This window comes from Myroides albus, from assembly GCF_024722315.1.
GTDB classification, from domain to species: domain Bacteria; phylum Bacteroidota; class Bacteroidia; order Flavobacteriales; family Flavobacteriaceae; genus Flavobacterium; species Flavobacterium album_A.
This window is the reverse complement of the sequence record NZ_CP102754.1, coordinates 3463901-3476885: the sequence shown is the minus strand read 5'-3', so window position 1 is coordinate 3476885 and position 12985 is coordinate 3463901. Positions and strand designations below refer to the sequence as shown.

Annotated in this window: 8 protein-coding genes; 4 read left to right on the top strand and 4 right to left on the bottom strand. The window is 34.0% G+C overall.

What is annotated here, in order from left to right; genetic code table 11:
- Positions 1-707: 707 nt before the first annotated feature.
- A complete protein-coding gene (locus NWE55_RS15465; protein WP_160338979.1) occupies positions 708-1799 on the bottom strand; it encodes a lipase family protein in 1092 nt (363 codons plus the stop codon).
- Positions 1800-1914: 115 nt separating this feature from the next.
- Between NWE55_RS15465 and NWE55_RS15460 the strand changes: the two genes are divergently transcribed.
- From NWE55_RS15460 to NWE55_RS15450, 3 genes are all read left to right on the top strand, one after another.
- Complete coding sequence (locus NWE55_RS15460; RefSeq protein WP_155091516.1) at positions 1915-2559, top strand: HdeD family acid-resistance protein; 645 nt, start codon at positions 1915-1917, stop codon at positions 2557-2559.
- A gap of 81 nt (positions 2560-2640) precedes the next feature.
- A complete protein-coding gene (locus NWE55_RS15455) occupies positions 2641-3261 on the top strand; it encodes a hypothetical protein (protein WP_160338980.1) in 621 nt (206 codons plus the stop codon).
- Positions 3262-3571: 310 nt separating this feature from the next.
- Complete coding sequence (locus NWE55_RS15450; RefSeq protein WP_155091514.1) at positions 3572-5758, top strand: glutamine synthetase III family protein; 2187 nt, start codon at positions 3572-3574, stop codon at positions 5756-5758.
- 204 nt (positions 5759-5962) lie between these two features.
- On the opposite strand, the gene NWE55_RS15445 is transcribed toward NWE55_RS15450, so the two are convergent.
- Genes NWE55_RS15445 through NWE55_RS15435 form a run of 3 tightly spaced genes read right to left on the bottom strand, consistent with a single transcriptional unit; the run spans position 5963 to position 11461 of the window.
- A complete protein-coding gene (locus NWE55_RS15445) occupies positions 5963-9055 on the bottom strand; it encodes an efflux RND transporter permease subunit (protein WP_160338981.1) in 3093 nt (1030 codons plus the stop codon).
- 13 nt (positions 9056-9068) lie between these two features.
- A complete protein-coding gene (locus NWE55_RS15440; protein ID WP_258204384.1) occupies positions 9069-10166 on the bottom strand; it encodes an efflux RND transporter periplasmic adaptor subunit in 1098 nt (365 codons plus the stop codon).
- A 20-nt stretch (positions 10167-10186) separates the two neighbouring features.
- On the bottom strand, positions 10187-11461 hold the full coding sequence (locus NWE55_RS15435; protein WP_258204383.1) for a TolC family protein: 1275 nt from the start codon (positions 11459-11461) through the stop codon (positions 10187-10189).
- An 832-nt stretch (positions 11462-12293) separates the two neighbouring features.
- On the opposite strand from NWE55_RS15435, the gene NWE55_RS15430 reads away from it, so the two are divergent.
- Positions 12294-12929 (top strand): LexA family transcriptional regulator, encoded by a 636-nt coding sequence (locus NWE55_RS15430; protein WP_155091510.1) that lies wholly within the window; start codon positions 12294-12296, stop codon positions 12927-12929.
- The last annotated feature ends 56 nt before the right edge of the window (positions 12930-12985 follow it).

The following is a 12985-nucleotide window of genomic DNA, read 5'->3' as shown; positions in this document are numbered from 1 at the left end:
GAAAACAGTTAAAAGATGTATTATGTGTCACGGAAGATATTTCGACCTTTACCTTATGTGGATTGTGGAAAGATGATGTGGGTATATATTGCAAACTACGCAGCATCTAGTGTACAAAAAAACGCCCTACTAAAGATCTAGCAGGGCGTTTTAAATATATACTATAAACGATTAGTATTATCTCAATAGAGCTTGTTTTATTTCCAAAGGGAATTCTTTTGGATTAATTGGATAGTTAATATGTCCTCAATATAGATAGAATAGAGTATTACGAGGATTGATGCTCTAAAAAAGACTATATCTGAGTAACATCTTAAAAAATATCATATCCTTATAGTTGATTTTTTTTGCAAACAGTATGTTAAAATTTTGTTTTTACATTAATAATACTTGGTAAGTAAATGGTTTGTGTTTGTAAATGTGGATTATTTTAATGTGTTTAATGTAAAAATAATAGTTGTTTGTTTTATTTAATTGATAAAATAACAAAGATGTGTATCTTGTGCCAAGTAATAAGATTAAAAAAGAATTAAACATAGAACAACCCTAACCTAACTATAACTATAATCAATTGAAAAATTGTATTGTGTAAAAGAGACCTAACCAGTCTCTTTTTTTTTTGATGTAGATAAAGCTTTTTATTCGACCATTCTTTTCAGTAAGGGGGGAACAAAAAAAGGCTATCTCATTAAAAGATAGCCGTTGTATTAAAGTTGTTTATTTGTAAGATACTTATAAGCTGGTGGATTGTGGTGCGTCATGATACTTTCAACTTCATTAAACGTCTTCATATATTCTTTATCCTGGATACCATTAAGAATAATAGGGTTGCTTACCCTGTGGTAATTGGCATTTTGAAGATACTTTGGTTCTTGTAGTTCAGGTAAATCTTTGTGGATTTGTTTAAATATAAAACCACCTAAATACTTGTTGTACTTCTTGACAGATTTTTTAGTAGGGTTTTTAAGCCCTTTGAATATGCCTTGTGCAAACCATCTTTTGGGCCAGCTAATTCCTTTAAACATTTTGGTAGTTTCTTTATCCGAAAAAGGACTAATAGCATTAAAATCACTTAGCATTTGCGTAGTAGGTGGTACTTCAGGTACCCAATCTAAAGTATTGATAACTGTATAACTCCATTGCCTTGTGAGTGCTTCGTATTGATAACTAAAATACAGATTACCTGGTTTAGGTGCAGCGATTGCGTAGGTCTTTATTCTCAGATCTTTTGGAAGCTTGTTATCTTTTTGTTGCTGATATAAATTTGCAGTAAGCAAAATGGCGATTGCAGCCCCTTGACTATGCCCTGAAATAATAATATCCCTATGTCCATGAGAAAGTAAGCTGTCTAATTTCGGTTTGATATCTTGCATCAGATACAAAGAGGCAATAGTCCATCCCGCGTGAACTCCTGCTCGAGAATCTTCTGATAATTTGTAATAGACTGTAGTATTAGCATCTAATTTTATACTGTCTGTACTTGGAATCATTGCCGCGTAGTAGTTGGCCATCCAGCTTAGGCCTTTGTTGACAGAACCTCTAATTGCAATTTCGTGGATTCCCTTTTCATTTTTATACAGTGACCACTTATTAGTTAAGCCTATATCATTTGATGAGTAAATCCTTTCGTAATTCGTTAGATCATTTAAAGAGTCTTTGGGATATGCTTTGTGTAGGTCAGTAGCTAATTCAATACTGTTGAGTATCTCTTGTTTATCGTATTTGGGGCTTAGCAGCTGTGCATTGCAAAAATGACTTAGACTTAGAAGTGAAATTATAAGTGCTGATAACTTTTTCATTTATAGTATTTTGTAGTAAATTTATAGAAATAACCTTATTCGAATGACAAATTTACTTCTTATAATGGAGTAAAGGGAATAAAATTTGATTGGGAATTAAACAAAAATCTATATTATGGCACACAGAAGTATTTTAAAACACATTAAGAGCAATGTGAAACATTGGTATATACCAGTTATCTTGGGTATATTTTTTATGATAGGTGGGTTCTTTATTTTCTCCACTCCATTAGCATCTTTTATTACGTTAACTTGGCTATTTGCCTTTTTGTTCTTAGTTTCAGGGATATCAGAAATTATTTTTGCCTTAGTCAATAGGAATGAACTTGAAAACTTCGGATGGTTGTTATTCGGAGGTGTGATAGATACTATTTTAGGGTTAATACTTCTTAACTCGATGGAGTTATCAATGGCTATCCTGCCGATCTATATTGGAATTATCTTAATGTTCCGTTCATTTAGAGGAATGGCTGTATCATTTGAATTAAAGGAATACGGAGCAAAGAATTGGTTCGGTATTTTCATTCTTGCATTAATTGGTCTTATCTTCTCTGTGATGATGGTTGCTAACTTTACTTTTGGAGCATTTACTATTGTGTATTGGACGGCCTTTACTTTTATCTTCTTGGGGGTATCAAGCTTAGTATATGGTTTTCAATTGAGAAGCTTAAAAAAGCACGCTGGGCGAATTAGCGAAGATTTAGCAAAACGCTATGAAGAAATTCAAGAAGAGATAAATAGAGCGATTCACAAGGAGTAATCTTAAATTTATACTAAGGTAATAGTGATTAATACTAAAAAGGTAGTACATTACGTTTTATTATTTTAATGTAGAGTTATTATGAAAAAGTTTTTTGGTATTGCACTATTAATCATTGGAGGAGTAGTTGCAGCAAGTTGTACTGGTTCAGACGGACCACAAGGACCTCCGGGGCCTCCAGGACCTCCGGGATCTGGTAATGGTAATGGTAATGGCAATGGTATTATTGCAGTGTATGAAAAGTTTGATGTTAATTTTGTACAGAATAAAGAGGTGCCAAATCAAAGTAATGAGTATAGAATTGAACACCCTATTGATTTAGGATTAGGAGATGCTGTATTTGTATACTTTTTAGATGGTGTTGATAAGGATGCACCTATATGGACGCCTTTACCAAGAGAGTATAACGATATCGTGCTAAACATTAATGGAAAAGAGGAAAAATCAAGTATCAAGTACTTTTATAACTTTGGTCCTTTTAATGTTGATTTATTTGCAAGAGGAAATCACGATTTAGTAAATTACGATAAGGTAGGACAAATAAGTTTTACCAAAGGACTTGTGTTTAGACTGGTTTATATTCAGGCAGATGACCCGAAAGAAATTAAGTCAGCTAATAATGTTGTGCCATCTAAGCGAGTAAGCTACGATGAGTTAGTAAAGAAATACAACTTTAAAGAAGAAGATGTAATTAAGCTTTAATTACAATTCAACATAGTAAGAGAAGGAGAAGCTAATTTAGCTTCTCTTTTTTTATTTCTGCCCTTTTTACTTTCGAGTTAAGTCGCACTATCCCTAAGTATTAAAACAAAGGGAGAATACAGGGTTAATTAAGCTGTACGAGGCTATAATTGGTTTGCTATATTTTGACTTTGACCAGGGGGTGGTAGGTTGTAAAGATTATTTTTTACATGATTGAGTAAAAAAACAAGGGGGTGTTGGTTGTTTTTTTGAACTTTTTCATACATTTGCATCACTAATAGAGGGGGGGGCCTTCTGAAAAACAATAATTATGTCAACATTTCGTTTTCGAGCAATTGAGAAAGCAGCGTCAAGAGAACCTGTTAAAGTAGAGGAGCTGGGTAGAAAATCATTAATTTTTGGTGACAATGTTTTTAATGATAAGTCTATGCGTCAATTTTTAACTCCTGAAGCTTATCAGGCAGTAAAGAATGCCCAGTTAGGGATTAAAATTGATAGAAGGTTAGCCGATTACATTGCTTTAGGTATGAAGGAATGGGCCTTATCAAAAGGAGTAACACACTACACTCACTGGTTTCAACCATTAACTGGTACTACAGCAGAGAAGCACGATGCCTTTTTTGAAACGCAATTCGATGGCGATCCTGTTGAAAAGTTTAACGGTAGCCAATTAGTACAACAAGAACCAGATGCATCGAGTTTTCCAAACGGTGGTATTCGAAATACTTTTGAAGCAAGAGGTTATACTGCATGGGATCCAACCTCTCCAGCATTTATATTTGGCTCTACTTTGTGTATCCCAACTGTATTTATTGCCTATACTGGTGAAGCCTTAGACAATAAAACACCTCTTTTAAAAGCTATTAATGCTATCGATGATGCAGCTACAGAAATAGCAAAGTTATTTGATAAAAATGTCAAAAAAGTAATACCTACTTTAGGATGGGAGCAAGAGTATTTCCTTGTGGATTCTGCTTTAGCAGAGTCAAGACCCGATATCTTAACTACTGGAAGAACACTTTTGGGGCACACTGCTGCAAAAGGACAACAGCTTGATGATCACTATTTTGGTTCTATTCCGACTCGTGTGTTGAATTATATGCACGATTTAGAGAACAACTGTATATTGTTGGGGATTCCAGTTAAAACAAGACACAATGAAGTAGCTCCGAATCAGTTTGAGTTGGCTCCAATCTTTGAGGAGACAAACTTAGCTGTGGATCACAACTCTTTGTTAATGGATGTAATGAAAAAAGTGGCTGAGCGTCATCACTTTAAAGTGTTGTTCCATGAAAAGCCTTTCAAAGGGGTGAATGGATCTGGTAAGCACAACAACTGGTCTTTAGCAACTGATACGGGAGTAAACCTATTAAGTCCCAGTAAGACACCGAAGAGCAATCTACAATTCTTAACTTTCTTTATCAATACGATTAAAGCTGTAAATGAGAATGAAGAGTTATTGCGTTCGGCAATCGCCTCAGCAAGTAATGATCATCGATTAGGTGCTAATGAAGCTCCACCTGCTATCATGTCTGTATTCATTGGACAGCAGTTGACAAAAGTGTTAGAGGAGTTGAAAGAGGTAACCGATGGAAAACTATCTCCTGAAGAAAAGACTGATTTAAAACTCAACGTAGTTGGGAAAATTCCAGATGTGCTACTTGACAATACCGATAGAAATAGAACTTCTCCATTTGCCTTTACAGGTAATAAGTTTGAGTTTAGAGCTGTAGGTTCAACTGCCAATTGTGCTGGACCAATGACTGTACTAAACACGATTGTTGCAAAACAATTAAGAGCATTTAAAGCACAGGTAGATCAGTTAATGGGCGAAGACGGTCTAAAAAGAGATGAAGCAATCTTTAATGTATTGCGTGAATACATCAAAGAGAGTGAGCGTATTTTGTTTGAAGGAGATGGATATAGTGAGGACTGGGAGAAAGAAGCTGCAAAGAGAGGTCTAAGTAATAATAAGACAACTCCAAAAGCATTGAAAATCAAAAAGTCTGAAGCGACAATTTCTCTGTTTGAAGAAATGAATGTAATGACGAGAAAAGAAGTATTAGCTCGCTACGAAATAGAATTAGAAGAATACGTAAAGAGAATCCAAATAGAAGGACGTGTTTTAGGTGATATTGCAAGAAATCACGTAATCCCAACTGCTATTCGCTATCAAAACCTTGTTATAGACAATGTAAAAGGGCTTAAAGAAATATTTGGAGAAGAAGACTTTAGCAATATTGCAAGTGAACAACTACAAATCATCAGAAAGATTAGTTACCACATTGCAGAGATTAACGCAAAAGTTACTGAGATGACTAATGCGAGAAAGAAAGCAAATCTCATAGAAGACATTGAAGAACAAGCACACGTATACTGTGAAGAGGTTAAGCCATATTTTGATATTATCAGATATCACAGTGATAAGTTAGAGATGAAAGTGGACAATGAATTGTGGACATTAACTAAGTATCGTGAATTGTTATTCACTAATTAAGAGCATTTAAAAATCGCTATACAACACAACACTTACTGGAAAAGGTCTTATCAATTTGATAAGACCTTTTTTATTGTAGTTGTACCATTAACTACCACATAGATTATCATATGTGAGATTTATATTAAAACAAACAAATAAAAAAAGGAGACCAACAAAAATGTCAATCTCCTCTTTCAAACTAGCTACTTAAATAAAATAATGTTATTGTTTTTCTTTATTCTTATATGCCCAGTAGAATATTAAAGGCAATACTGTAAATGATAAAATCATACATACAATAAGTCCACCAACAATCATAATTGCCAAGGGCTTTTGTATCTCAGATCCCATGCCATGAGATAGTGCTGCAGGAAGTAATCCCATAGATCCCATCAAGGCAATCATAATTACAGGTCTGATTCTACTTTTGACCCCATCTTTAATAGCGTCAATTAGCTCCATTTGTTTGCGCATATTTTCTCTCATGACACCAATAAGGACTATACCGTCAATCGTCGCCACACCAAATAGGATAATGAATCCAATACCAGCAGAGATTCCAAATATTGTTCCTGTCATCCATAGGGATAAGAAACCTCCTATAAAGGCAAATGGAATTGTGATGGAGGCAATGGCAGTATCCTTAAAATTGCCAAAGTTGAAGTACAACAAGAATAAAATCAATACAAGAGATACAGGAACGACTAACATCAATTGATTTGCCGCTCTTTCTTTACTTTCAAATTCACCTGCCCATTCGATTTTATTTGATTTAGGCAAGTGTACATTGGCTTCTACTTTTTGTTTTGCCTCTGCTATTGTACTTCCAAGATCTCTACCTTCTATACTAAAGCCAACCCCAATATAGCGACTTGACCCTTCTCGGTAAATAAAAGCAGGACCCGTATGATAATCAATTGTTGCTATTTCCTTCAAGGGAACTTGTTTACCATCTAAGGATGGAATAAGGATATCTCCAATTTTCTCCGCTGAATCACGATAGTTTTTATCGAATCGCAAAACCACATCAAACATTCTCTCATCTTCATAAAAAGTAGTAGCTGCCTGTCCACCGATAGTCATAGCTATCACTGCTTGTGCATCGGCAGTAGTAACGGCGTATTTTGCCATCTTGTGATCGTGAAGAGAAATTCTCAATTCTGGTAATCCGATATTCTTAAAGATATTTAAGTCAGTAACACCTGGTACGTCTTTTATGCTCTTAGCTACCTGATTAGCATAATCTTCCAGTTCAAATAAGTCATTGCCAAATATCTTGATAACCAAAGAACTCTTAACTCCTGCAACATATTCCTCAACGTTATCTTGAATAGGTTGACTGAACCCAAAGTTAATACCTGGGTATTTTTCAAGTGCAACGCGCATTTCTTCTAATAATTCATCCTTGGAAATACTTCTATTCCATTGGCTCTCTGGTTTGAGTTCGGTGTGAAATTCAATATTAAAAAATCCTGTTGGATCAGTACCATCATTAGGGCGACCGGTTTGAGTAAGAACAAACTTAACTTCGTCAAACTCGCGTAGTATACCTTTCATTTCTTTGGTTAATCGAACAGATTCATCAAGATTAATACTACTTGGGAGAGTAGCACGCACATAAATCGCCCCTTCATTTAACTTCGGTAAGAACTCTGATCCATAGTAGTGAAAGCGCACGCCGCAAATCACTAATAGTACTGTAAATAAGCTGAAGGTTACTCTCTTGTTTTTAAAAGCTACCTCAAACATTTTGTATATATTCTTTTTAAAGAAACGAGAGATCATATTTTCCTTTTCTTCAATATTCTTTGTCAAAAGAATTTTACACATTGCAGGAACATAGGTTAAACTCAGAATCAGTGATCCTAATAAGGCATATCCCAATGTAAAGGCGAGTGGAGAGAACATTTTACCCTCTACTTTTTGGAAAGAAAATATTGGCATTAAAGCAACAATCAAGATTAAAAGCGCAAAGAATATATATCCAGCTACGCTTCCTGCACTTTTCTTAATAGTACCTAATTTGGACATCTTATTGAATCGCTGCATGCCCACCATACTTGCTTTTTTCTCTAATCCTACAAATACGTGCTCCACAATTACTAAAGTACCTTCCAGTAATAATCCAAAGTCTAAAGCTCCCATCGAGATAAGGTTTGCAGGGAGTCCTTGTATTTTTAGCATTATGATAGCGAATAAAAAGGCAAGGGGAATTACTGAAGCTACTATAAAAGTTGTGCGCCAGTTGTACAAGAAAATAAATACGATGATAGAAACAAGTATAACTCCCTCTACCAAGTTCTTAGTTACTGTGTGAACTGTTGTATTAACTAAATCAGTACGGTCTATGATAGGCTCTATTTTTACATTCTTAGGTAGAATGCGCTCGTTGAGTTCTTCTATTTTATCTTTCAAACCAGTAATCACTTCACTTGGATTCTCTCCGCGTAGCATAACTACAATCCCTTGTACCACATCGTCCTCATCTTGAAAGCCTACTTGTCCTAATCTTGGTTTGGCACTGATACTCACATTAGCAACGTGTTTGACTAATATAGGTGTATTTCCCTTTACTTCGATAAGGATATTTTCTATATCCTCCACGTTATCTAATAAGCCAACCCCTCTAACAACATAAGCCTGATCGCCGCGTTGAATCACATCTCCACCTACATTTATATTGCTTTTCTCAACGGCCTCATATACATCTAATGGCGAAAGATCATAGTTAACCAATTCAGTTGGGTTAATCTGAATCTCATATATTTTTTCTTCCCCACCAAAGCTCACAATATCAGCAACACCAGGAACAGAAAGTAATTCGCGTTCAATTACCCAATCTTGAATTGACGTAACTTCTTTGATCGGCAAGTCACTTTTGATAATGTATCTAAAAATTTCGCCAGTTGCCCCTGAAGGAGGTTCTATTTCAAAGTCTGCACCCTCAGGCAGATTAACATTGCCCATTCGATTTGATGCATATTGTTGCGCATAGAAATCGTCTATTTCATCATTGAATAAAACGGTCACTACAGACAATCCAAATAAGGAGATAGAGCGTACCTCTGCTTTATTTGGTATGGTATTCATCTCTTTCGAGATAGGTAGAGTGACGAATTTTTCTATTTCTTCAGCACTTCTTCCTGGCCATTGCGTAATAATACGTGCTCTGGTATTAGTCACATCAGGAAATGCCTCAATAGGAGTGTGTATATAACTATAGATTCCTCCAAAAAGCAAGATTAAAACCCCAAAAAGGACGATAAAAGTGTTTTTAAGAGAAAATGAAACTATATTTCTAACAAATTTTTGCATGTTTTCTTCTACTTTATAGTTTGTTTGTTAATTGCTCATAGATCAATAATTCATTTGTAGTAATGACTTGGTCGTTTTCATCTATGTTAGCATTGACATAAGTATATATATTATTCTTGGCGATAGGAGATATACTTCTTATTTCCTGATGACAGTCGTCTTTATAGACTACCACATAGTTTTGATTATTATCGAATATGATCGCGTTATTTGGGATAGCAAGAGCATTTCCTTGATTGTCGTCTAATTGAATAATCACATCAGCTGCCATACCAGGTTTTAGTTTCATTTCGGTATTATTCATGGTTACTTGCGCTTTCAAGACGCGTTCTTCACTATCAAAAACTTGTGAAACTAACGAAATTGTCCCTGCAAAGTATTCATCAGGATAGGCAAGTGTACTTACTTGTACCTTTAAGTCTTTCTTGATGTGTCTCATACTCGTCGCATAGACGTTGATCATTACCCATACATCACTTAGATCTGCTACTGTAAACAAAGCTTCTTCTCCAGCAGAAACAGTTGAGCCATTGGCAATATCTTTGCTGACAATGTATCCAGTTATAGGCGACTTGATTAAAAAAGAACCTGTTGAAGCATTAGCTTCATATCGATTTAAATTCGATCTGGTAGCTTTGACTTTGGCTTCCAAAACGCTTACTTCACTTTGAGCTTCAATTAACTCTTTCTGAGAGGAGATGCCGTCTTCATACATTTGCATTGTCGATTCTAATTCTCTTTTAGCCAGTAGTAAATCTCTTTCACTTGACTTAAGGTCATCTTGTAACTCGCTCAGATCGGTACTGTTTATTTCTGCTAATATTTGTCCTTTCTTTACGTAATCTCCAATAGAGAAGTTAACATGGGTAATAACGCCGTCAACAAGACTGATATAAGGAACAGTTTTGTCTTTGTTATAGTCAATAGTTCCGTTTAAGGTAATTGATCTTTCGATAGGACGATTAACAACTTTCTCTATTTTTAGACCTTCTTTGACTTCAGCTGGAACGCAATAAGGTTTGTCTAGAATCTCTGATACTGATTGTTCTTTCTTACAAGAACTCAAACTTATGGCAGTAAGAAGAAATAGGGGATATATATATTTGTGCATGATTGTATCTTTTTAGTTTATTATAATTCTTTTCCTATAGTGTATTGAAGAACTTCGAAGTAATCAATAACATCTTTCTTCGTTTCTAAAATAAGGTTTTTGTTATCTAAATAAGCTTCTACAAAATCTAAGTATTCTATTAGGCTTACATTTCTCTTTTCAAAATTTCTAAAATAAGCCTCGATAATCTTATCTAATTGGACTTCGTAATCTTTGTCAATTTCCTGGTACAGACTCAAAGCGTTGTTATAATTTCTAAAAGCCTCAATAATCTCATTGGTTATCTCGTTTACCTTGGATTGCGTTTCTAATTTTGTCTTTTCTATTTCGAGTTTAGCTTCTTTAATTCCTCCTTTATTTCTATTGAATATTGGCAAGTCAAAAGAAAGGCCTAATCCCACAAAATCTCTCATGATATTACCTCCTCGATCATAGTCAATTGCCACTGTGAAATCAGGTACTCTTTCTGCTTTTTCAATCTCTAATCGCTTGATAGATTGCTTTTCTAAATTTCTACTTAACAACACATCTGGTCTAAGTTCCATAGCGTCAATTACCCAATCTTGTAATTGCATTTCAGAGACTTCTTTGACAGGTAAACTAAGTTCTTCACTGATCTGAATGGTCAAGTTTTCACTTATGCTAATGAAGTTTTTTAGTTCTTTGAGTGTTTCTTCATAGTCTTTCTTCAATTCGAAGTATTCCTTTTTTAATTGAAGTTCAGCAGCTTTTAGTCGCATATACTCAGCTTGACTGATATTGCCGTGATTTAACTGAGTAGCATAAGCTTTATTAAGGCTTTTAGTTTTGTCAATTTGCTGATTGTATATATTTAATTGTTTTTGTAGCAATTGCAATTGACTGATGTTTTTTCTCAACTCCAGCTTAGCTTCACGTAGGATACTTTCAAACTCTTTTTCCTTTTCTTCAATGGTTAGTTTTTGCAAGGCGATGTTCTTGCGTCTTTTTCCAGCTGTTTGAATTTCTTGCTCTAAGTGAAGTGAGATTTGTTGCGCTTCCCCCCAGTTTTTAAATATGATAGGTTGTTCTTCTATATCTGTTGTCTTCCAGAGGTTGACTTCCGAAATTTCAAAAGTAGGGTTAGGCCATAATCTGGCTTGTATTAATTGGGCTTCTGCTTGTGAAATTTCAAGTCGCTGTGCCAATAAATCTAAATTCTGTTCTAAAAACTTAGCTTCTAATTCTTCTCTTGTCAAGCTAATTACTTGCTCTTGGCTATAACCTATAACAATAGGTGCTATGCAAGCCACGATGTAAAGATACTTTTTAAGCATTTTCTGTGATTTTAACAATTTCAAAAGTATGTTATTCTGATTATAAGCAGATTTGATTCAGATTAAAGCTCTATTAATGTTACATTAGAATTTGATTAGAGTTTTTTCTTCTCATTTCTCTATTATAGTCTTACAACTTTTATTCCAAAGTTTGGAAAGTGTGAATTAGTACTATTTACTGTGTAGTCTGCACAGAATGTATAGCTTATATTTTAACAATTACATACTCATTTGCAACTTCAAGAGTTGAGTATAACTTCACACAATTATTGATTAAACTGCATAAATACATAGTATGAGAAATTGAAAAAAAATATTCTTTTTTGTAACTTGTTGAATAACAAAAAAATAGATTGTTTTTGTTATTCACATATAGTGTCATGATTTAAAAAAAAGGTACAAACAAATCATGTGGAAAGTGTTTTGGCAAAATAATTGTATAGAAGTGCGCATAAAATGAATCAAGTAAAATGATTTTAAGCCCAATATTGATATTAAGAGTTTATCCTTATTGGTTAATCTTTATTAATTAAATGTTAAATTAGGTTATTTTGATGCAAAATATAAATTTCACATATTGTCTGTTTTATAGATCATAATATGTATATATAAGAATAAAAAAGGTTATTTATTTTGTAATTAACTGTATTTTGGTGGTTTTTTATGTTGTAATAGTATTAATTAACATAAAAGGCTTTGATTGTTGTAATTGCAATTGAATAAATGCGAACTATCTTTGTAATGTGATAAGGCAAAATAGTGACTAAAAAAGTCATTATGTCTTATAAAAAATTGAAATAGAAAAAGAAAGAAAAATTAAAAATTGTTAGAAATGCAAAATGCTACTGCAGTAATTAAGAGATTGAAAAAGATGCTAGGCATCAAGACAGATCTAGAATTATCGAACATTTTAAATGTTAAACCCAATACTATATCTTCTTGGAAAAAGAGAGATAGTTTACAATACGATAGTATTATCGCTTTGTGTAAAGAGCACAAGATAGATTTGAATGAATTATTCTTTACAGATTCATCGACTATTTACAACAGCAATTACCAAAAGAGAAAAGTCAAGATGATTTCAGCAGATCATCATTTTGAGTATTTCTTAGATCCTGAAAAAACGTTGGCTTCTGCTCCAAGTTTTATTTTTCCAACAACGGAAGAAGTAGATACCGCTTTTCAAGTAGCTACAGAGAATATGTATCCTACGATAAAAGTAAGTTCATACGTAATCACTAAGCGAATTGAGCTTAGAGATATCCACCCTTGGCATTTGTATTTATTTACACTGGAGGGAAGGGGAATAATGATCTATCGTTTTAAACGTCAGATTGAGGATAACAAATTGCTTTTCATTAGTGATAATACAAACTTCGAAAACTTAGAAGTAAGTCCTGAAGATATCAGAGAGATATTCTGCGTCAGAGGTTCGTTTTTACCTAACTTTAAAAATATTGGGGATTAACTTTATTAAAAAACGTTTATTATTTAGAAAGATTAGTACAGTGTGTACTAATCTTT